This window comes from Pseudomonas multiresinivorans (genome assembly GCF_012971725.1).
Lineage (GTDB): Bacteria > Pseudomonadota > Gammaproteobacteria > Pseudomonadales > Pseudomonadaceae > Pseudomonas > Pseudomonas multiresinivorans.
The window spans coordinates 858,034-879,336 of the sequence record NZ_CP048833.1; the positions used below are offsets into that span (position 1 = coordinate 858,034).

General features: G+C 65.5%; 19 protein-coding genes. 11 read left to right on the plus strand and 8 right to left on the minus strand.

Features of this window, described 5'->3' with window-relative positions; translation table 11 throughout:
* Positions 1-22: 22 nt before the first annotated feature.
* The 3 genes from G4G71_RS03960 to coaBC are packed head-to-tail and all read right to left on the minus strand — an operon-like array spanning position 23 to position 4,359.
* Positions 23-2,647 carry a phosphomannomutase/phosphoglucomutase gene (locus tag G4G71_RS03960; protein ID WP_169935491.1) on the minus strand — a complete coding sequence of 875 codons (2,625 nt, stop codon included), beginning with the start codon at positions 2,645-2,647 and terminating at the stop codon, positions 23-25.
* Positions 2,648-2,687: 40 nt separating this feature from the next.
* Positions 2,688-3,143: a dUTP diphosphatase gene (gene dut, locus G4G71_RS03965; protein WP_169935493.1), complete on the minus strand. Its 456-nt coding sequence runs from the start codon at positions 3,141-3,143 to the stop codon at positions 2,688-2,690.
* A 7-nt stretch (positions 3,144-3,150) separates the two neighbouring features.
* Complete coding sequence (coaBC, locus tag G4G71_RS03970) at positions 3,151-4,359, minus strand: bifunctional phosphopantothenoylcysteine decarboxylase/phosphopantothenate--cysteine ligase CoaBC (RefSeq protein ID WP_169935496.1); 1,209 nt, start codon at positions 4,357-4,359, stop codon at positions 3,151-3,153.
* Positions 4,360-4,499: 140 nt separating this feature from the next.
* Here coaBC and radC point away from each other — a divergent pair, with 140 nt between their 5' ends.
* Positions 4,500-5,174 carry a RadC family protein gene (gene radC, locus G4G71_RS03975; RefSeq protein ID WP_024762069.1) on the plus strand — a complete coding sequence of 225 codons (675 nt, stop codon included), beginning with the start codon at positions 4,500-4,502 and terminating at the stop codon, positions 5,172-5,174.
* A gap of 4 nt (positions 5,175-5,178) precedes the next feature.
* Here radC and G4G71_RS03980 read toward each other — a convergent pair whose 3' ends face one another.
* On the minus strand, positions 5,179-6,750 hold the full coding sequence (locus G4G71_RS03980; RefSeq protein ID WP_169935498.1) for an ABC transporter substrate-binding protein: 1,572 nt from the start codon (positions 6,748-6,750) through the stop codon (positions 5,179-5,181).
* 364 nt (positions 6,751-7,114) lie between these two features.
* Between G4G71_RS03980 and rpmB the strand changes: the two genes are divergently transcribed.
* Both rpmB and rpmG read left to right on the plus strand, forming a co-directional pair.
* On the plus strand, positions 7,115-7,351 hold the full coding sequence (gene rpmB, locus G4G71_RS03985) for a 50S ribosomal protein L28 (RefSeq protein WP_009614118.1): 237 nt from the start codon (positions 7,115-7,117) through the stop codon (positions 7,349-7,351).
* 12 nt (positions 7,352-7,363) lie between these two features.
* Entirely contained in the window at positions 7,364-7,519 is a 156-nt protein-coding gene (gene rpmG / locus G4G71_RS03990) for a 50S ribosomal protein L33 (RefSeq protein WP_017520721.1), read from the plus strand.
* 122 nt (positions 7,520-7,641) lie between these two features.
* On the opposite strand, the gene G4G71_RS03995 is transcribed toward rpmG, so the two are convergent.
* Entirely contained in the window at positions 7,642-8,004 is a 363-nt protein-coding gene (locus G4G71_RS03995; protein WP_024762072.1) for a cupin domain-containing protein, read from the minus strand.
* Between the two features lie 303 nt (positions 8,005-8,307).
* Between G4G71_RS03995 and G4G71_RS04000 the strand changes: the two genes are divergently transcribed.
* Positions 8,308-9,801, plus strand: coding sequence for an aldehyde dehydrogenase (locus tag G4G71_RS04000; RefSeq protein ID WP_169935500.1), 1,494 nt, complete (start codon positions 8,308-8,310; stop codon positions 9,799-9,801).
* A gap of 157 nt (positions 9,802-9,958) precedes the next feature.
* Entirely contained in the window at positions 9,959-11,128 is a 1,170-nt protein-coding gene (locus G4G71_RS04005; protein WP_169935502.1) for an MFS transporter, read from the plus strand.
* Here the strand turns inward: G4G71_RS04005 and G4G71_RS04010 are convergent.
* The 3 genes from G4G71_RS04010 to dadR form a co-directional block, all read right to left on the minus strand.
* The gene (locus G4G71_RS04010) at positions 11,125-12,678 is read right to left on the minus strand and encodes a phospholipase D family protein (protein WP_169935504.1); all 1,554 of its coding nucleotides are present in this window, start codon (positions 12,676-12,678) and stop codon (positions 11,125-11,127) included. The genes G4G71_RS04005 and G4G71_RS04010 overlap by 4 nt on opposite strands.
* A gap of 67 nt (positions 12,679-12,745) precedes the next feature.
* Entirely contained in the window at positions 12,746-14,065 is a 1,320-nt protein-coding gene (locus tag G4G71_RS04015; protein ID WP_169935506.1) for an NAD(P)/FAD-dependent oxidoreductase, read from the minus strand.
* 165 nt (positions 14,066-14,230) lie between these two features.
* Complete coding sequence (gene dadR, locus G4G71_RS04020; RefSeq protein WP_015479539.1) at positions 14,231-14,719, minus strand: transcriptional regulator DadR; 489 nt, start codon at positions 14,717-14,719, stop codon at positions 14,231-14,233.
* A gap of 163 nt (positions 14,720-14,882) precedes the next feature.
* On the opposite strand from dadR, the gene G4G71_RS04025 reads away from it, so the two are divergent.
* The 6 genes from G4G71_RS04025 to alr all read left to right on the plus strand — a co-directional run bounded on the left by G4G71_RS04025 (position 14,883) and on the right by alr (position 21,163).
* Positions 14,883-17,447 carry an intermembrane phospholipid transport YdbH family protein gene (locus tag G4G71_RS04025; protein ID WP_169935508.1) on the plus strand — a complete coding sequence of 855 codons (2,565 nt, stop codon included), beginning with the start codon at positions 14,883-14,885 and terminating at the stop codon, positions 17,445-17,447.
* A 17-nt stretch (positions 17,448-17,464) separates the two neighbouring features.
* Positions 17,465-17,656 carry a YnbE family lipoprotein gene (locus tag G4G71_RS04030; RefSeq protein WP_024762075.1) on the plus strand — a complete coding sequence of 64 codons (192 nt, stop codon included), beginning with the start codon at positions 17,465-17,467 and terminating at the stop codon, positions 17,654-17,656.
* Between the two features lie 15 nt (positions 17,657-17,671).
* Positions 17,672-18,016 (plus strand): YdbL family probable chaperone protein, encoded by a 345-nt coding sequence (locus G4G71_RS04035; RefSeq protein ID WP_024762076.1) that lies wholly within the window; start codon positions 17,672-17,674, stop codon positions 18,014-18,016.
* A 361-nt stretch (positions 18,017-18,377) separates the two neighbouring features.
* Positions 18,378-19,673 (plus strand): D-amino acid dehydrogenase, encoded by a 1,296-nt coding sequence (dadA, locus tag G4G71_RS04040; RefSeq protein WP_169935510.1) that lies wholly within the window; start codon positions 18,378-18,380, stop codon positions 19,671-19,673.
* Positions 19,648-20,001 (plus strand): RidA family protein, encoded by a 354-nt coding sequence (locus tag G4G71_RS04045; protein ID WP_169935512.1) that lies wholly within the window; start codon positions 19,648-19,650, stop codon positions 19,999-20,001. The genes dadA and G4G71_RS04045 overlap by 26 nt, the downstream gene beginning before the upstream one ends.
* Before the next feature lie 82 nt (positions 20,002-20,083).
* Positions 20,084-21,163: an alanine racemase gene (alr, locus tag G4G71_RS04050; protein WP_054910072.1), complete on the plus strand. Its 1,080-nt coding sequence runs from the start codon at positions 20,084-20,086 to the stop codon at positions 21,161-21,163.
* The last annotated feature ends 140 nt before the right edge of the window (positions 21,164-21,303 follow it).

Here is a 21,303-nt window from a genome sequence, read left to right on the forward strand (position 1 = left end):
CCGGCATAATGCTACGTAAGTGTCAGAAGGGCAGGCTGAGGGCGGGATCGACCGCTTTCAGCTGGGTGCGGAACACTTCCTTGATGCGTTCCAGTTCGTCCTGGGAATCCGCCTCGAAACGCAGGACCAGCACCGGGGTGGTGTTGGAGGCGCGTACCAGGCCCCAGCCTTTGGGGTAATCCACACGTACGCCGTCGAGGGTGGTGAGGTTGGCTTCACCCCACTGGCCGCGGGCCTGCAGCGCCTCGATCAGGGCGAACTTGCCCTCGTCGGTGACGGTGATGTTGATTTCCGGGGTGGAGATGTCCATCGGGAATGCGGAGAACACGCGCTCGGCATCGCGTTTGTCGAGGCTGATGATTTCCAGCAGGCGCGCGGCGCTGTAGATGCCGTCGTCGAAACCGTACCAGCGCTCCTTGAAGAAGATGTGGCCGCTCATCTCGCCGGCGAGCAGGGCGCCGGTTTCCTTCATCTTCTTCTTGATCAGCGAATGGCCGGTCTTCCACATCACCGGGCGGCCGCCGTAGCCGCTGATCAGGGAGATCAGGCGACGGGTGCATTTGACGTCGAAGATGATGTCGGCGCCCGGGTTGCGCGAGACAACGTCCTTGGCGAACAGCATCAGCAAGCGGTCCGGATAGATGATGGTGCCTTCGTTGGTCACCACGCCCACGCGGTCGCCGTCGCCGTCGAAGGCCAGGCCCAGGTCGGCGCCGGTTTCCTTGACCTTGGCGATCAGGTCTTCCAGGTTTTCCGGCTTGCCCGGATCCGGGTGGTGGTTGGGGAAGGTGCCGTCGACATCGCAGTACAGCGGGATCACGGTGCAGCCCAGGGCCTCGATCAGCTGCGGGGCGATCACGCCGGCCACGCCGTTGCCGCAGTCCACCACCACCTTCAGCGGTTTGGCCAGGGCGATGTCGTCGCGGATCTGCTTGAAGTAGCGCGGCAGGATGTCGATCTGCTGCACGCTGCCCACGCCAGAGGCGAGATCACCGTTCTGGATGCGCTCGCGCAGGGCCTGGATCTGTTCGTTGGCCAGGGTTTCACCGGCTACGACGATCTTGAAGCCGTTGTAGTCCGGCGGGTTGTGGCTGCCGGTGAGCATGACGCCGGATTTGCCTTCCAGTACGTTGGCCGCGTAGTACAGCACTGGCGTGGGCACCATGCCCACGTCGGTGACCTGGCAGCCGCAGTCGAGCAGGCCCTGGATGAGGTGCTGGACCAACTCGGGGCCGGACAGGCGGCCGTCACGGCCCACGGAGACGCACGGCTCGCCGCGCGCAAGGCTTTCGGAACCGATCGCACGGCCGACCCAGTAGGCCGTCTCGGTGGTCAGGGTGTCGCCGACCACGCCACGGATGTCGTAGGCGCGGAAGATGCTGGCGGGCAGTTGCGGGGCTTTGGGCGTGCTCATAGCGGGTGTGTGCTCCAATCCCAGGAGATCCTGGTCTTCATCAAGAATGTCGATGTCCAGAATGTCGGTGTTCTGGAATAGCGGATCGACCAATGGCGATTCAGTGGCAGCGGCCGGGGCACTGGCAGCGGTGGCAGCCGGGACCGGCTGAACGGCTGCTGCAGGCGCGGAAGGGGCGCTGGCACTGGGTGTTTCGGTTTTACGGCGTGGCTGGCGGGCCAGCGCCTGAGCCAGTGCCCGCAGGCTCGGCAGGCTCAGCTCAGGAGCTTTGGCAGTGCGTTGGCCGGCGAGTTCCTGAATGAACTGCCCCAGGGCCTGGGCATCCTTGCTGACCCGGCGCTGCATCGCACTTTGCGCAAGGTAGAGGCCAAGCAGGCTGCCCACCAGTGCCAGCAGAGCGGCGATACCCAGCAGGGTTGGCGAGTACAGATGGTCGGTGACGGTCGGGCCGGGGGTGAAGCTCAGCTTCCAGTTCGGATTGCCACTGGGCAGCGCTACCGGAGCAGCGTCGCTGGCCTCCCCGCGTTGCAGCAGCAACTGGGCCGGCGAGTTGCCGAACTGCTGGGAAATCTGCAGCTGGCCGATATCGGCGGACATCGGCGGCAGGTTGCCGAGCAGGCGCTGCAGATCGACGACCAGCAGCAGCGAACCCTGGATCGAGTTATCCGCGGCGCGCAGGGCAACCGGGCTGTAGACCATCCAGCGAGTGCCGACCTTGTAGGCCTCCGGCGCCACAGCTTGGCCGCTTTCGACGCGGTGCAGCATATCTAGCGCGGCGTAGTTCAGCGGGCCGGGGCGGGCGGTGTCCTGCACGGCCTGACCATTGGCGTTCAGGTGGACGTCCACCAGTCCGTCCAGATGGCCCTGGGTCAGCGCCTTCTCCAGCGCGGCGATGCGCGTCGGGTCATTGCTCTGCAGGGCGGGCAGCAGTTGCGGGTCGCCCGCCATGGCGCGGCTGTCGGCGGCCAGCAGATTCAGGGACTGGCGCAGCGCGCCGGCCTGGCTTTCCGACCAGGCGTTGCTCAGCTGGGTGACGTGTGCCTTGTCGGCCTGGCCGAACAGGCTGAACCACAGCAGCGCGCCGGCCGCCGCCACACCGCCCACGGTAAGGACGAGGGATGGCAGCAGTGGTTTGAGGTCGACCTTGGGGGCCGATCCCTTGACGGGCTTCTCCGCCGGTACGAGTTCCGGCAGTTCGGCGCTGTCCTTGGCAGTGCGTTGGAAAAGTTTCATGCAACGTCTCCTCGGCGATTCATCCTGAAAGGGGTAGGGGTCAATGGCTGCCGGAGTGCCCGAAGCCGCCGGCACCGCGCTGGCTTTCGTCGAAGCTCTCGACCAGCTCGAAATGCGCCTGCACCACCGGCACCAGCACCAGCTGCGCGATGCGCTCGCCGATGGCGATCTTGAAAGCGGTATTGCCGCGGTTCCAGCAGGAGACCATCAGCTCGCCCTGGTAGTCCGAGTCGATCAGGCCGACCAGGTTGCCCAGCACGATGCCGTGCTTGTGGCCCAGGCCCGAGCGCGGAAGGATCAGCGCGGCCAGGCCAGGATCGGCGACGTAGATGGACAGGCCGGTGGGGATCAGCACGGTCTGGCCCGGCTCGAGGATGAGGTCTTCCTTGAGCATGGCGCGCAGGTCGAGGCCGGCGGAACCCGGGGTGGCGTACTGAGGCAGCGGGAAGTCGCTGCCCAGGCGGGAGTCGAGGATCTTGGCTTGCAGGGAATGCATTGAGTTCTCAGTGTTGATTGATGCGTTCGGCGATGAAGGCGACCAGCTGACGGGCAATCTTGCCCTTGCTGGTCTGGGCGAACGCAGTCTTGTGCAATTCGCGGTCGATGACCGTGATGGCGTTCTCTTCACTATTGAAGCCGATTGACGGATTTGCCACGTCATTGGCGACAATCAGGTCGAGATTCTTGTCCTTGAGCTTGCGCGAGGCGTACTCGAGCAGGTTCTCGGTCTCCGCCGCGAAGCCGACGCTGAAGGGCCGGTCTTCGCGCAGCGAGAGGGTGGCGAGGATGTCGGGATTGCGCACCAGCTGCAAGAGCAGGCCATCACCCTTGGTGGGATCTTTCTTCAGCTTTTGCGTTGCGACCAGTTCCGGGCGGTAGTCGGCCACGGCGGCAGAGGCGATCAGGATGTCCGCCGGCATCGCCGCTTCACAGGCGGCGAGCATGTCGCGGGCGCTGACCACGTCGACGCGGCTCACGCGGTCCGGGGTCGGCAGGTGCACCGGGCCGGTCACCAGGGTCACGCGGGCGCCGGCCTCGGCGGCCGCCTCGGCCAGGGCGAAGCCCATTTTCCCGGAGCTGTGGTTGGTGATGTAGCGCACCGGGTCGATGTTTTCCTGGGTCGGGCCGGCAGTGATCAGGATGTGCTGGCCGGTCAGTGCCTTGAACTCGAAGCAGTCGGCGGCCAGTTGCGCCAGTTCTTCGGCTTCCAGCATGCGCCCGGGGCCAACGTCGCCGCAGGCCTGGCTGCCGGCAGCGGGGCCGAAGAAGTGCAGGCCGCGGCTGCGCAGCAGCTCGGCGTTGACCTGAGTGGCCGGGTCGCGCCACATGGCCTGGTTCATCGCCGGAGCGAGCGCGACCTGGGCATCGGTGGCCAGAACCAGGGTGGTCAGCAGGTCGTTGGCCACGCCTTGGGCCAGGCGCGCCATGAGGTCGGCGGTGGCGGGGGCGATCAGTACCAGGTCGGCCCAGCGAGCCAGTTCGATATGCCCCATGGCCGCCTCGGCGGCAGGGTCGAGCAGGTCCAGGTGTACCGGATGGCCGGAAAGGGCCTGAAGGGTGAGCGGGGTGATGAACTCGCGGCCGCCCTGGGTCATCACGACACGCACCTCGGCGCCCTGGTCGCGCAACCGGCGGACCAGTTCGGCGCTCTTGTAGGCGGCGATACCGCCGCCGACGCCCAGAACGATGCGTTTACGATAGAGCCGCTGCATAGGCCAGCCTTAAATACGGAAATGGATGACGCGCGCTGAAGCCGACGACGCCTCCCCAGGCCTCCGGCTGCGCGCAGCGAGGGGGCTAAGATAGCACAGCGCCTGCGCGGGAACAGCGGGCGGCCTGACCGGGAGGTTCCTTGAGTATTCGTGATTGGCCTGCGGCGGAGCGCCCGCGGGAAAAGCTTCTCGAACGGGGCGCGGCGAGCCTGAGCGACGCTGAGCTGCTGGCAATCTTCCTGCGTACCGGCGTGGTCGGCTGCAGCGCCGTCGACCTGGCGCGGCGCCTGCTCAGCGAGTTCGGCAGCCTGCGGGCCCTGCTGGAGGCCGATCTGGAATCGTTCTGCAGTCACCTGGGGCTGGGCGTCGCCAAGTTCGTGCAGTTGCAGGCCGTGCTGGAAATTGCCCGGCGCCACCTGGCCGAACAGCTCAGTCGCGACTCGGCGCTGGAAAGCCCTCAGGCCGTGCGCGACTTTCTCAAGGCACGGTTGCGCCACGAGCACCACGAGGTGTTCGCCTGCCTGTTCATGGACAATCGCCACCGGGTGCTGGACTTCGAAGTGCTGTTCCACGGCTCCATCGACAGCGCCAGCGTCTATCCCCGGCAGATCGTCAAGCGCGCGCTGGCGCACAACGCTGCCGCGCTGATCCTGGCGCACAACCATCCCTCGGGGATTTGCGAGCCGAGCCACTCCGACCGCCTGCTGACCCGCCGCATCATCGAGGCGCTGGCGCTCATCGACGTACGTGTGCTGGATCACTTCATTGTCGGTGACGGCGAGCCGCAATCAATGGCCGAGCTGGGGATGGTCTAGCGCGTTACAGCTGCACCTTCGAGAAATCCTGGCGACCGAAGGGACTGACTGCATAGCCCTTCACGTTCTGGCGGGTGAGCGCCGAGGCTGTCGGGTGCGCCAGCGGCAACCACAGCGCCTGCTCGTGGATGATCTGCTGGGCCTGGTGGTACAGCGCGCTGCGCTTGGCCTGATCGGCGACCGCCTTGCCCTGGCTGATCAGGCTGTCGAGCTTCTCGTCGCAATAACGGGCGAAGTTGAGGCCGGACTTCACGCTGGCGCAGGAGAATTGAGGGGTGAGGAAGTTGTCCGGGTCGCCGTTGTCGCCGGCCCAGCCCATGAACAGCAGGTCATGTTCGCCGGCCTTGGCACGGCGAATCAGCTCGCCCCATTCGATCACGCGAATCTCGGCCTGGATGCCGATCTGCGCCAGGTCTGCCTGCAGCAGTTGCGCGCCGACGCTGGGGTTGGGGTTGAGCAGGCTGCCGGAGGGGCGGGTCCAGAGGGTGGTCTTGAAGCCGTCCTTGTGCCCGGCCTCGGCCAGCAGGGCGCGGGCCTTGTCTAGGTCGCGGGGATAGCCTTGGATGTCCTTGGCGTAGCTCCAGGTGTTGGGCGGGTAGACGCCGTCGGCGACGGTGGCGCTGCCGGCGAACACGCTCTTCAGGTAGGTGCCTTTGTCGAAGGCGAGGTTGATCGCCTGGCGCACCTTGGGGTTGTCGAGCGGCGGGTGCTGGCTGTTGATGCCGACGAAGGCGGTCATGAACGCCGGGGTCTGTTCGACCTTGAGCTCGGCGCTCTTGGTCGCGGCTTCGACGTCCAGCGGTTTGGGCGACAGGGCGATCTGGCATTCGCCGCGCTTGAGTTTCTGCAGACGCACGCTGGCGTCCGGCGTAATGGCGAACACCAGGTTATCCACAGCCGGCTTGCCGCCGAAGTACTCGGCGTTGGCGCTGTAGCGCACCACGGCGTCCTTCTGGAAGCGCTTGAAGACGAAGGGCCCTGTGCCGATCGGCTGGGCGTTGAGCTTCTCCGGGGTGCCGGCCTTCATCAGCTGGTCGGCGTATTCGGCGGAGTAGATGGAGGCGAAGCCCATGCTGAGCATCGCCAGGAAGGTCGCGTCCGGGTGGTTGAGGGTGAAGCGCACATGGCGCTCATCGACCCTCTCCACGGCTTTTACCAGGCTCGGCAGCTGCATCGACTGGGCATGGGGGAAGCCGCTCTGCGCGACCTTGTGCCAGGGTTGGGCCGGGTCGAGCATGCGCTGGAAGCTGAACACCACGTCGTCGGCGCTCAGCGCGCGGCTGGGCTTGAAGTAGTCGGTGTGGTGGAAGGCTACGCCCTCGCGCAGCTGGAAGTCGTAGGTCAGGCCGTCATCGGAGACCTTCCAGCTCTCGGCCAGGCTCGGCACCACTTCGCCGCGGGCGGCATCGAAGTCCACCAGGCGGTTCATCAGTACATCGGCCGAGGCGTTGGTGGTGGTCAGCGAGTTGTACTGCACCACGTCGAAGCCTTCAGGGCTGGCTTCGGTGCACACGCTCAGCGAGGCTGCGCTGGCGAGGGCGGGAGAAAGAAGGAGGGCGAGAAGGGCAAGACGCATGACGGACTCCGTGTAAGCTGGCAAGATGCCCATCCGCGAGGCTGGGCGGGTCATGCAAGGCTGTTGGCAGCCTCGAAGGAGCTACCCTAGACCAAGCCGCTGCCCGTCACAACGATGACAGGCGACGAACGGCACCAGTGCCGCGGCCCGCGGGGGCTGGCGTCGGCTTTTCCGAGTCATGCTTTCCCTTGCAGCGTGAAGTGACTTTCTGATATAAAGCTGCGCTCTTTTCTGGGGCCCTGCCTGATCCTGCGACTCGATCGCGGCGAAGCGGCAGTTAAGACCCCGGTGAAACTGAGAATCCTATTGAGTTAAGCAGCCAACCCATGCCGGGTTTGGCATGTGGTTTACAGAGGGCTGAGCCATGTCGAGAGTTTGCCAAGTGACCGGTAAGGGTCCGGTTACCGGGAATAACATTTCCCACGCACACAACAAAACCCGTCGCCGTTTCCTGCCGAACCTGCAGCATCACCGTTTCTGGGTTGAATCCGAGAAGCGCTTCGTGCGTCTGCGCGTTTCCGCCAAAGGCATGCGTATCATCGACAAGCGTGGCATCGAGGCCGTTCTGAACGACCTGCGCGCCCGCGGCGAAAAATTCTAAGGAGCTGCAGTCATGCGCGAACTGATCCGTTTGGTGTCCAGCGCCGGTACCGGCCACTTCTACACCACCGACAAGAACAAGCGTACCAAGCCTGAGAAAATCGAGATCAAGAAATACGATCCGGTTGTTCGCAAGCACGTGATCTACAAGGAAGCCAAGATCAAGTAATTGATCTTCGCCCTTGTGAAGAAACCCGCCCTTGTGGCGGGTTTTTTCTTGCCTGCGGTTTCTCACGGAACCGCAGGCACAAAAAAGCCCGCCGATCGGCGGGCTTTTTCATGTTCGGTGGATCAGGCCTTCTGCTCGAAGATCACGTAGACCTTGCGGCACGGCTCCAGCACCTCCCAGGTGCCGCTGAAGCCGGCGGGGATGACGAAGCGGTCGCCGACGCGCACGGTCTTGGCACCGCCATTGGCGTCACGGATCACCGACACGCCCTGGAGAATCTCGCAGTACTCGTGCTCGGTGTAGCTGACGTTCCAGTGGCCCGGCTCGCCTTCCCAGATGCCCACGTTGAACTGGCCGCAGTCGCTGGCGTAGTGGTTGCGCACGTTCTGCGCCGGGTCGCCCTTGATGATGCGGTCCGGGGCGGGGCGGTAGTGTTCGGGGGCGGTGGTGGCCTGGGCGAAATCGACGATCTGCTCGACGTTCATGGCGGTCTCGGTTCTTTAGAGTTGTTGGCGAGAGTGCGTGCGGGCACGCGCAGCGCTGTTGGATATTTACTCCGAAGCGGCTGTCGGAAAACCATCAGCCGACGAATCAGGGCAGTCTATGTTTAATAAAACGAACGTGACAAGGCCATTTGGCCGCTTAGTGTAAAAAATATTGAAAATTGGCGGCCTCCGGTTTAGGGTTGCCAACAGCATGCGTTTGCTCCGCCTTGCGGAATATTTGACAGTGCGCCCACGCCGGGCGCCTGCACCTGAATAAGTACATTAATAAGAGGACACGTTGTCATGGGTACCCTCACTCGCGCCGATTGGGAAGCTCGCGCCAAGGACCTGCAGATCGAAGGCCGCGCCTTCGTCAACGGTGAATACGTCGACGCCGCATCCGGCGCCACCTTCGACTGCATCAGCCCTGTGGATGGCCGCTTCCTGGCCAAGGTCGCCAGCTGCGACCTGGCCGATGCCGAGAGTGCCGTGCAGGTCGCCCGTGCCGCGTTCGATTCCGGCGTGTGGTCGCGCCTGGCCCCGGCCAAGCGCAAGAAGGTCATGATCCGCTTCTCCGAGCTGCTGCTGGAGAACGCCGAGGAACTGGCCCTGCTGGAAACCCTCGACATGGGCAAGCCGATCAGCGACTCGCTGAGCATCGACGTGTCCAGCGCCGCCAACAGCCTGCGCTGGAGCGGTGAAGCGATCGACAAGATCTACGACGAAGTGGCTGCCACCGCCCACAACGAACTGGGCCTGGTCACCCGCGAGCCGGTCGGCGTTGTCGCTGCCATCGTGCCGTGGAACTTCCCCCTGCTGATGACCTGCTGGAAGCTCGGCCCGGCGCTGACCACCGGTAACTCGGTGATCCTCAAGCCTTCCGAGAAGTCTCCGCTGACCGGTATCCGCATCGCCCAGCTGGCCATCGAGGCCGGCATCCCGAAAGGCGTGTTCAACGTCCTGCCGGGCTTCGGCCACACCGTGGGCAAGGCCCTGGCCCTGCACATGGACGTCGACACCCTGGTGTTCACCGGTTCGACCAAGATCGCCAAGCAGCTGATGATCTACGCCGGCGAATCCAACATGAAGCGCGTCTGGCTGGAAGCCGGCGGCAAGAGCCCGAACATCGTCTTCGCTGACGCCCCGGACCTGAAAGCCGCCGCCGAAGCCGCTGCCAGCGCCATCGCCTTCAACCAGGGCGAAGTCTGCACCGCCGGCTCTCGTCTGCTGGTGGAGAAGTCGATCAAGGCCGAGTTCGTGCCGATGGTTGTCGAAGCCATCAAGGCCTGGAAGCCGGGCAACCCGCTGGACCCGGAAACCAACGTCGGTGCGCTGGTCGACACCACCCAGATGAACAACGTGCTGAGCTACATCCAGGCTGGCCATGACGATGGCGCGAAACTGGTGGCCGGCGGCAAGCGCACCCTGGAAGAAACTGGCGGCACCTACGTCGAGCCGACCATCTTCGACGGCGTGACCAACGCCATGCGCATCGCCCGTGAAGAGATCTTCGGCCCGGTGCTTTCGGTCATCGAGTTCACCGATGCCGAAGAAGCCGTGCGCATCGCCAACGACACTCCGTACGGCCTGGCCGCGGCGGTGTGGACCAGCGACCTGTCCAAGGCCCACCTGACCGCCAAGGCGCTGCGCGCCGGCAGCGTGTGGGTGAACCAGTACGACGGCGGCGATATGACCGCTCCGTTCGGTGGCTTCAAGCAGTCCGGCAACGGCCGCGACAAGTCGCTGCACGCCTTTGATAAATACACCGAGCTGAAAGCCACCTGGATCAAACTCTGATCCTCGGCTGAAGCAGGTCGGCCCCGATCCAGGGGCCGGCTCTGACAAAGAGCCACACCCGCGGCCGGGTTTCCCTCAGGGAAACCCGGCCGCTGTGCATTGCGCATCGGGCACCCTCGCGCCTGGCGTGCGCTCCGGATGGAACGGGAGAAAGACAATGCGTTGGGGTCCTTATTTTGCTGTGTGTGCTGCCGTGATCAGCATCGGTCTGGCCCTGGGCCTGACCATGCCGCTGGTTTCTCTGCGTCTGGAGGGCTGGGGTTACGGCAACTTCGCCATCGGCGTCATGGCGTCCACGCCTGCGGTTGGCGTGCTGCTGGGCGCGATGATCGCCGGCCGCCTCGCCGCGCGGGTCGGCACACCGCTGCTGATGCGCATCTGCCTGATTTCCGGGGCCTTCTCGGTGGGCCTGCTGGCATTGCTGCAGAGCTATCCGATCTGGCTGTTCCTGCGCCTGCTGATCGGCGTGCAACTGACTGTCGTGTTCATCCTCGGTGAAAGCTGGATCAACCAGTTGGCCATCGAGAAATGGCGCGGCCGCCTGGTCGCCCTGTATGGCACCGGCTACGCGCTGAGCCAGCTGTCCGGCCCGGTGCTGCTGACCTTCATCGGTACCGCCGACGACCGTGGTTTCTGGTTCAGCGTCTGCCTGCTGGTGGGCGGTTCCCTGTTGCTGCTCGGCCGTACCGGCGCGCCCAAGGTCGACCCGCACAGTGCCAACGGCCGCGGGTTGTTCAGCTTCTGCGCCCAGCTTCCGGCGATCGCCTGGGCGGTGGTGCTGTTCGCCGGCTTCGAGGCCATGATCCTCACCCTGCTGCCGGTGTATGGCATCCAGCAGGGCTTTACCCAGGCGGTGGCGCTGGCGATGGTCAGCACCGTGGTGGTCGGCGATGCGCTGCTGCAACTGCCCATCGGCTGGCTGGCCGACCGCATCTCCCGGCAGACGTTGTTCAAGGGCTGCGGCATCGTGCTGTTCCTCAGCAGCCTGGCCATGCCGCTGCTGCTGCACCATAGCGCCATCTGGCCGGTGCTGGTGCTGTTCGGCGCCAGTGCGGGCGGGTTGTTCACCCTGTCGCTGATCCTGATTGGCGAGCGCTACCGTGACGACGCGCTGGTTCGCGCCAACGCGCATATCGCCCAGCTCTGGGGAATTGGCTGCCTGATCGGCCCCCTGGCGACCGGCGCGGCCAGCCAGTGGATCAGCGGCCATGCGCTGCCGCTGGTGATGGCACTGGGCGCTGCCGGTTTCGTGGTGCTGGTGTCCTATCGCGGCTTGCCGCCGGTGATGCGCGCGACCGACGCCGAGCTGCAGCAGGAGCGCTCCTAGAGCATCTTCTCCAGCCCGATGGCGCCGGCGATCCATACGTTGAGCCGGCGCCAGGCGTTGCCCGGCTCACGGTCCAGCGCCACCAGCTTGCCGCCACGCTCCTCGATCCAGACCAGCTTCGGCGGGTCGCTGTTCGGCGCGATCTTCACCTGGTAGCTGACGCTCGGCGACATACTGGCCAGCGCCAGGCGGCGCACCTGATCGGCCAGCTCCGGGCTGTCGACGATGATGCCGACCTCGGTGTTCCACAGCACCGAACGCGGGTCGAAGTTCAGCGAGCCGACGAACACCTTCTGCTGGTCGAACACTGCTGCCTTGCTGTGCAGGCTGGCGCTGCTCGAGCCGCGGACCATCCACGGCGCGCCGGACAGGCGCTGGTCCGGGTCGGCGCGCAGCTCGTAGAGCTTCACCCCATGCTCAAGCAACTCCAGGCGATAGGGCGCGTAGCCGGCATGCACCGCCGGCACGTCGGTGGCTTCCAGCGAGTTGGTCAGCAGGCGCACGCTGACGCCGCTTTCGGCGCGTTGGGTCAGGTAGTCGACGCCGGCGCTGGTCGGCACGAAGTAGGCCGAGACCAGGATCAGCTCTTTCGACACTTCGTCGAACAGCGGTTGCAACTGGGTGCTGAGCAACTGCTCGCCTTTCGGATCGCCCTGGTCGAGTACCTTGAGTGGCGTATCCCAGACTGCCTTGCCCGGCGCCCAGACCAGGTCGTCCAGCCAGTTCTGCAGGTGCGGGCGGTCGCTGTTGCGATTCAGCCGGGCGATATAGCTGGAGCTCTTCACCCGTTCCTTCGCCAGGTAGTGATCCAGCTTGCGGCGCATGCGATTGAGCTCGTCGAGGTCCGGCTCGCCCCACAGGTAGTCCTCGACGGGCCGGCTGATGCGGCTGTTCCAGTACTGGTCGAAGCTCTGCCCCAGCGATTGCGCCACCGGCCCTACGCCCATCAGGTCGAGGTCGCTGAAGTTCATCTCGGCCTTGGCGTCGAAGTACTCGTCGCCCAGGTTGCGGCCGCCGACGATGGCCACGCTGTTGTCTGCCAGCAGCAACTTGTTGTGCATTCGCCGGTGCTGCTCGGAGAGGTTGAACAGCCGCCCGAGGTTGCGCGTGACGCCGGTGCTGCGGCCCAGATGCAGCGGATTGAACAGGCGCACCTGAATGTTCGGGTGGGCGGCGAGGGCGCCCAGTTCGTAATCCCAGCCATCGCTGCTGGTGTCGTCGATCAGGATGCGCACGCGTACGCCGCGATCCGCCGCGTGCAGCAGTTCGCGGATCAGCGCGCGGGTGGTGAGGCCGTCGTGGACGATGTAGTACTGGACGTCGAGGCTGCGCTGGGCCTTGCGGATCAGCTCGGCGCGGGCGAGGAAGGCGTCGACGCTGGAAGCCAGCAGGTGGAAGCCGGACTGGCCGGGATGGGCGGCGGCGCGCTCGCTGATCTCATTGTCCAGCCGCGTGCCCTGCACCGGCAGCACGTGCGAGGGCTCGGGCGGCGGCGCACTGGCGCAGCCGCCCAGGGCCAGCAGGATCAGCAGGAGCAGGCGTGGAAGCAAGGGAAGTCTCCGACAAGCCCGCCGGTGACGGGCTGCGGAAGATTCTAGCCGCTGCAGCGCGCAGGGGTCAGCCGCCGAGGGTTTCCTTGAAGCGGTACCAGGCCATGCCCAGGGCCAGCAATGGCGAGCGCAGCAGCTTGCCGCCGGGGAAGGTGATGTGCGGCACCTTGGCGAACAGCTCGAAGCCGCTGCCCTGCTGGCCGGCAATGGCCTCGGCGAGCAGCTTGCCGGCCAGGTGCGTGGCGTTCACGCCATGGCCGGCATAGGCCTGGGCGAAGTACACATTGGGCTGGTCGGGCAGGCGGCCGATCTGCGGCAGGCGGTTGGCACCGATGCCGATCATGCCGCCCCACTGGTAGTCGATGCGCAGGTTTTCCAGGTGCGGGAAGACCTTGAGCATCTTCGGTCGCATATAGGCGGCGATGTCCGCCGGATCACGCCCGGAGTAATGGCAGGCACCGCCAAACAGCAGGCGGTTGTCGGCGGAAAGACGGTAGTAGTCCAGCGCTACGCGTTGGTCGCACACGGCCATGTTCTGCGGCAGCAGCGCATGAGCCTGTTCGGCGGACAGCGGCTCGGTGGCGATGACGTAGCTGCCGGCCGGCAGCACCTTGCCGTCGAGGTAGGGATTCAGGCGGTTCTGGTAGGCGTTGCAGGCGATCACCAGGGACTTGGCGCGCACGCTGCCCTGGGCGGTACGCACGCGCACTTCGCTGCCGTAGTCGATGCCGGTGACAGCGGAGTTCTCGAACAGCTTCACGCCCAGGCGCTGCGCCGCGGCGGCTTCGCCGAGGGCGAGGTTGAGCGGGTGCAGGTGGCCCGAGCCCATGTCCACCATGCCGCCGACATAGAGATCGGAGCCGACGATGGAGCGCATCTCCTCTTTCGGGACCATGCGCAGTTCGTGGCGGTAGCCGAGGCTCTTCAGTTCATCGAAGTCTTCCTGGAAGCCTTCGACGTCGGAAGGCTTGTTGGCCAGATCGCAGTAGCCCCAGGTCAGGTCGCAGTCGATGGCGTATTTCTCGACGCGGCGGCGGACGATTTCCACCGCCTCCAGACCCATCAGCTTGATGGCATGGACGCCATCGGCGCCGATCACCGGCTCGAACTGCTCCAGGCCGTGGCCGACGCCGCGGATCAGCTGGCCGCCGTTGCGGCCGCTGGCGCCCCAGCCGATCTGGTGGGCCTCCAGCAGGATGACCGAGAACCCGCGCTCGGCCAGCTCGATGGCCGTATTCAGCCCGGAGAAACCACCGCCGATGACGCACACGTCGGCCCTTTCCTCGCCGGCCAGGGGCGGTACTTCGAGGCGGCGATTGACGCTCGCGGCGTAGTAGGACGGGGCGTGGCGGTCGGTGTGTACCGGCTGGTGAACGCGGGCGTTCATGTGCGATATCCTGATTTTTGTGTTGTTAAAATTTTACGCAGGATAAACGCCGACTTCCCGCCCAGCCAATAGGCAGCGGCGCAAAAAGCGCTGGGAAGTCGTAAATAAACTCGATGAGCCTGCCGCGAACGGCGGGGAATCAGTCCGGCTTTTTAGTCCGGCTATTTAGTCGGGGATAGGCAGGGTGAGGCTTTCCTTCACCTCTTCCATCACGATGTAGCTCTTGGATTCGCGCACGTGGGGCAGCTTGAGCAGGATGTCGCCCAGCAGCTTGCGGTAGGAGGCCATCTCCGAGATACGCGCCTTCACCAGGTAGTCGAAGTGGCCCGACACCAGGTGGCACTCCAGCACGTGGGGCAGTTTGAGCACCGAGCGGCGGAAGTCCTCGAAGGTGTCACCGGATTTGTAGTCCAGGCTGATTTCGACGAACACCAGCAGGCTCGCTTTCAGGTACTGCGGGTTCAGCCGGGCGTTGTAGCCCATGATGATCCCCTCGCGCTCCAGCCGGCGCACGCGCTCGGTGCACGGCGTGGTGGAGAGGCCGACGCGCTCGCCCAGTTCGGTGAAGGAGATGCGACCCTCTTCCTGCAGGATGCGCAGGATATTGCGGTCGATCTTGTCCAGTTCGCGGCGGCTTTGGTGCTGGGTTCTCATGGGAAAGACTCTGGGATGAGCTTTGGGGGAATGTCGGCAATATAGTCGGTTGTGCAGGGAATATCACTGGCATCCCTTGAACTTCCCGCGCCGGGCGGCCAGCCTGTAGGCCAGAGTTCTGCCGTTTCCGGCTGTAATCGCCTGTTCTTTCCGGAGCCTTCGCATGTCGTTCCCCCGCCTGCGCACCGTCCTCCTGCTGCTGTTGCTGCTCCTGGCACTGGCGGTCGGCGCGGCGTGGCTGGCGGTTCCACGTCTGCTGGCCAATGCCGGGGTGAGCATCGAGCAGTGGCAGGGTCTGAGCGTTTCGCGACAAGGGCTGACCTTGGAACAGATGGCTCTTCAGCGGCAGACACCCGATGGCGCGCGGTTGGCCATCCAGTTGCGCGAGGTCCGCGTCGGCTGGCCCGAACATGCCGATGGCCGCTGGCGCTTGAAGGAACTGGCCGCCGGCAGGATCGATGTCCGCCAATGGCCGGGAGAGAGGGCGGAAGATGAGGATGCTGCCCTGCCGGACCTTGCGCAGCTCAACCGCTGGTTGGCGCTGCTGCCCGGGCGGCTGGCGCTGGAGCAGGTTTTCCTCGAGCTGCCCTGTGCCCGCGAACAGCGCTGCACCCTCAATGGCAGCGCCCACTGGCAGCAGATCCAGGGCGGCGCCGCGGCGCTGGGCGGCGAGCTGCGCCAGGGTGGGCAGCAGCTCGCCTTCAATGGCCTGTTGCAGCCCGGCGACGGGCAGTGGCGCTTGCAACTGGACAGCTTCCTCGATAACGAACAGCTGCTGTCGCTGGATTCGACCTGGGCGCCGGGCGCCCGCCAGCTCAGCGGCAACCTTGCCAGCCCCGCCGTGCCGCCGGTGCAGGCGGTGCGCAACTGGCTGGGCATGTGGTTGCCAACGCCGAACCTGCCGCTGCCTATTCCCGAAGCCGGCCGTCTGCGCCTGAGCTGGAATACGCAGCTGGCTGGCAGCGCCGCGTGGCCGGACTGGCCCGGCCTGCGCGATGGCCGCGGCAACATCGATCTTTCCCTGCAATTGCCGCAACCCTGGCCGCTGCCAGGCCTGGGCAACCTGCAGGGCGACCTGCGGCTGATCGCCAGCGGCACCGACGTTGGCTGGCGGCCCTCGGTGCTCAGCGGCGATCTGCGCCTGTCCGACCTCTACGGCGACTGGCTGCAGGTGCTGCCAGTGGGCCTGCGCCCGGCACGAGTGACGCTGCACATGGAGCCCGGCGTGGATGAAGAGGCCGGTAGTGTTCGCGCCGACCTGCACGCCGTGGGCGCCGCCGACCTGCGCCTGCGTTCCCGCGTGGCATTGCTGGAAGCGACGCCACTGGCGCTGCAACTGATGGACTCGCGGCTGGAGGGCAAGGTCCCGCACCTGGAACTGGCCGGCTTGCGTGGCGACACCAGCCGACTCGACCTGAGCTTCGAGGGGCGCGTCGACCAGCAGTCAGCCAACTTCGCCTTCGCCGATGGCGCGCAACTCCAGGTCGGCACCCTGGCCGGCCCACAGTCGCTCAAGGCGAGCAAGCTCAGCGCCGTTCTCGGCAAGGGCACGCTCGACCTGGGCTATGCGGCCGATACACCAGCCACCCTGCAACTGAATGCGCCGCTGAAACTGGCCGTGGGCGAACTGCGCCAGCCCCACGTCAAAGCGCTTTCCTGGAATGCCCTCGGGACGCTGGCGGCGAGCCTCGACAGCCAGCAGTTCAAGGGCCGGCTGCTGAACAGCGGCGGGCTGAACGCCGAAGTCGATCTGAACAATTCCGCCAAGCAGGGTGTTGCGCTGGTTGCGCGCCAGCCGGAGTTCTTCCTGCGCACCGGCAACCCGTTGGAGAAGTCCCTTGGCGACTGGCCGGCGCTGCTCAGCCTGAACAACGGCAAGGCCAGCTTCGACCTGAATTGGCGCCTGCCGCCGGGTAGCGCGCCGCAGAGCCTGGACCTGAACCTGCGCGGGCAAGGTCTGGAAGGCGTGTACGACCGCAGTGAGGTCCACGGCCTCGACCTGCAGGCGAAGTTCGCGCTGAAAGGCTCGCAGATGGAGCTTCAGCTGCCGCAGGTGAAAGTCGCCTCGCTCAACCCCGGCGTGACGCTGGGGCCGCTGTCGCTGCAGGGCAACTACAAAGGCTCGCTGGACGCGCCGCTGGCCGGGCGGGTCGACTGGCAGCAGGTGGAGCTCGGTTTGTTCAACGGTCGTGCATGGCTACCGCCGGGGGCTGTGGATCTTTCCTCGCGCCGCGAGGGTCTGACGCTGAAGCTGGAAGGGCTGGCGCTGGAGGCGATCCTGGCGGCGTACCCGGCGGAAGGGCTGTCCGGCAACGGCATCATCGACGGCAACCTGCCGCTGGGCCTGCATGACGGCAAACTGGTCATCCACGGCGGGGAAGTCGCCGCGCGGCAGCCGGGAGTGCTGCAGTTCCGTTCGGAGAAGATCCGCTCCCTGGGCCAGAGCAACCCGGCCATGCAACTGGTGGCCACGGCCATCGACGATTTCCGTTACGACAAATTGAGCAGCCGCGTGGATTATGATGAATCGGGCAAGCTGCTCCTCGCCCTGAGCCTGAGCGGGCGCAACCCCGCGCTGGAACAGGGCCGGCCGATCAACCTCAACGTCAACCTGGAGGAGAACGTGCCCAAGCTGCTCACCAGCCTGCAACTGAGCGACCGGGTCAGCGACACCATTCGCAAGCGCGTGCAGGAACGCCTGCGCAACGACCCGGCCGCTGCGCCATGACCGCAAGGAGAACCCCGATGCGCCTTCGCGCCGTTTTACCCTTCCTGCTTCTGGCAGGCGTCGTCCAGGGCTGCACGCCCACCGTGCAGCTGGCCGCGCCCAAGGAGCCGATCAACATCAACCTCAACGTGAAGATCGAGCACGAGATCTATATCAAGGTCGACAAGGCGCTCGACGGCATCATCAACGAGAACAGCGGCCTGTTCTAAAGAAGGAGCCTTTGCATGAGATTGCACCGCAAACTGGGCGTCGCGCTGGTCGCCCTCTGCCTGAGCCTGCCGGTCATGGCCATGAGCCTGGAGCAGGCGATGTCCGCCCTGGGTGGCGCCAAATCCCAGGGGCTGGTCGGCGAGCAGACCGACGGCTACCTGGGCGTCGTGAAGAATGGCGGTGACGCCGCCGATATCGCTGCGCAGATCAACGCCGCGCGCCGTGCCGAGTACCAGAAGGTCGCCGGCCAGAGCGGCGCCAAGCTGGCTGACGTGGAAGCACTGGCCGGCAAGAAGGCCATCGAACGTACGCCATCGGGGCAGTACGTGCAGGTCAATGGTCAGTGGGTACGCAAGTAACCGCGCCAAGGGGATATCCCTGCTCGCCGCCGCTTCGGGCGGCGAGTCCGGGAAGCCGCTGCGCAAGCAGGTAATTCCCGTCGGGGAACGGCCCGGCGCGAGAAGTTCTGGCCAATCCCGCTCTGTTCGCTATTTCATCTGGGTCTGGTGAGGTTTTCACCAGATCCTCGACCATTCGGTCTCGGGTGAAAATGCCGTAATCCTGGTGGATGTCCCTCCGTGAAAGCGACTTTTGCCAGGATTTTTCGTCAAATACCGCATCGCAATCAGTGAATATCTCTGAGCCTGACTTCCTATACTGCGCGCATCTACGTTCAGAATAAGAAACGTCTGCGCCCCTGGCGCGACGTAGGAGGCAAAGATGCGCGTTCTGGTGCTTGGCAGCGGTGTGATCGGTACCGCCAGTGCTTACTATCTCGCCCGTGCCGGCTTCGAAGTGGTCGTCGTCGACCGCCAGCCCGGCCCGGCCCTGGAAACCAGCTTCGCCAACGCCGGCCAGGTGTCGCCTGGCTACGCCTCGCCGTGGGCCGCCCCGGGCATCCCGCTCAAGGCCATGAAATGGCTGCTGCAGACCCACGCCCCGCTGGCCATCAAGCTGACCGGCGACCCCAGCCAGTACACTTGGATGTGGCAGATGCTGCGCAACTGCAACGCCAAGAGCTACGCGGTGAACAAGGAGCGCATGGTGCGTCTGTCCGAGTACAGCCGTGATTGCCTCGACGAGCTGCGTGCCGAGACGGGCATCACCTACGAAGGCCGCTCCCTGGGCACCACCCAGTTGTTCCGCACCCAGGCTCAGCTGGATTCCGCCGCCAAGGACATCGCCGTCCTGGAAAGCACCGGCGTTCCTTATGAAGTGCTGGACCGCGCCGGTATTGCCCGCGTCGAGCCGGCCCTGGCCAAGGTGGCCGACAAGTTGGTCGGCGCCCTGCGCCTGCCCAACGACCAGACCGGCGACTGCCAGATGTTCACCACCAAGCTGGCCGAGATGGCCAAGGCCCTGGGCGTGGAATTCCGCTTCGGCCAGGACATCCAGCGCCTGGACTTCGCTGGCGACCGCATCAACGGCGTCTGGGTCGATGGCCAACTGGTCACCGCCGACCGCTACGTGCTGGCGCTGGGCAGCTACTCGCCGCAGATGCTCAAGCCGCTGGGCATCGACGCCCCGGTCTACCCGCTCAAGGGCTACTCGCTGACCGTGCCGATCACCAACCCGGACATGGCGCCGACCTCGACCATTCTCGACGAGACCTACAAGGTCGCGATCACCCGCTTCGACCAGCGCATCCGCGTCGGCGGCATGGCGGAAATCGCCGGCTTCGACCTGTCGCTGAACCCGCGTCGCCGCGCCACCCTGGAAATGATCACCACCGACCTCTATCCGGAAGGCGGCGATGTCAGCCAGGCCGAGTTCTGGACCGGCCTGCGCCCGGCTACCCCGGACGGCACCCCGATCGTCGGTGCCACCCGCTACCGCAACCTGTTCCTCAACACCGGCCACGGCACCCTGGGCTGGACCATGGCTTGCGGCTCGGGTCGCTACCTCGCCGACCTGATGGCCAAGAAGCGTCCGCAGATCAGCACCGAAGGTCTGGACATCTCCCGCTACGGTTCCACTTCGGAGGCTCAGAATGGCCATCCAGCGCCTGCACACTAATCAGCGGATGAGCCAGGTCGTCGTCCACAACGGCACGGTGTACCTCGCCGGCCAGGTGGCGGATGACCTCACCGCTGGTGTCGAGCAACAGACCCGTGAAGTCCTCGCCAGCATCGAGCGCCTGCTCGATGAAGCCGGCACCGACAAGTCGCGTGTCCTCTCGGCAACCATCTATCTGAAGGACGTCGCCGCCGACTTCGCCGGCATGAACGGCGTCTGGGACCAGTGGGTCCCGCAGGGCTGCGCCCCGGCGCGCGCCACCGTCCAGGCGGCGCTGTGCTACCCGGAGATCCTCGTCGAGATTTCCATCGTCGCTGCACTGCCCTGATCGTTTTTGCGTGGCCCGGCCGGAGCGCCGGGTTTTTTTCGTCTGCAGTTTCGTACCACGTTGATAAAAAGAGAGCCTCGCCATGCGTCCCGCCCGTGCCCTGATCGATCTCGCCGCCCTGCGCCACAACTACCGCCTGGCTCGTGAAGTCACCGGCGCGCGAGCGCTGGCCGTGGTCAAGGCCGACGCCTACGGCCACGGTGCAGTGGTCTGCGCCCGCGCCCTGGAAGGCGAGGCTGACGGCTTCGCCGTGGCGTGCATCGAGGAAGCGCTGGAGCTGCGCGAAGCCGGCATCCGCGCGCCGATCCTGCTGCTCGAAGGCTTCTTCGAGGCCAGCGAGCTGGAGCTTATCGACGCCCATGATTTCTGGTGCGTGGTGCACTCGGCCTGGCAGCTGGAAGCCATCGAGCGCGCGCGCCCGAGCAAGCCGCTGACCGTCTGGTTGAAGATGGACTCGGGCATGCACCGCGTCGGCTTCTTCCCGCAGGACTACGCCGCCGCGCTGGCGCGCCTGAAGGCGTTGCCCCACGTGGCCAAGGTCGTGCTGATGAGCCACTTCTCCCGCGCTGACGAACTGGACTGTGCCCGCACCGAAGAGCAGGTCGCCGCCTTCCAGGCCGTGCGCGAAGCCGCAGGCCAGGGGCATGAGATCAGCCTGCGCAACTCCCCCGGCATCCTCGGCTGGTCCGAAGTGCCCAGCGACTGGGTGCGCCCCGGCATCATGCTCTACGGCGCCACTCCGTTCGAGCAGGCCCATCCGCTGGCGGACCAACTGCGCCCGGTGATGACCCTGGAATCCCAGGTCATCAGCATCCGCGAGCTGCCGGCCGGCGAGCCGGTGGGGTACGGCGCGCGCTTCATCGCCGACCGCCCGGTACGTGTCGGCGTAGTTGCCATGGGTTACGCCGATGGCTATCCGCGCCACGCGCCGGACGGCACGCCGGTGTTCATCGATGGCAAGCCCAGCCGCATCATCGGCCGTGTGTCCATGGACATGCTCACCGTGGACCTGACCGACCTGCCGCAGGCAGGCCTGGGCAGCCGCGTCGAACTCTGGGGCCCGAACGTCCCCGCCAGCCAACTGGCTTCCCTGTGCGGCAGCATTCCCTATCAGCTGTTCTGCAACCTCAAGCGCGTCCCGCGGGTCTACAGCGGCGAGTGACGGATACCGCCCGTAAAGTTTGCGCAGGATCGTCGGGCGATCTGTTGTAAATACTGAACGGTGTTGCCATGATACGTGGCACTTGGAACCCGCTCGGCTCAAGCCGCTGCGGGTTCTGCCTTTCAGAGCCTGCCTGATCA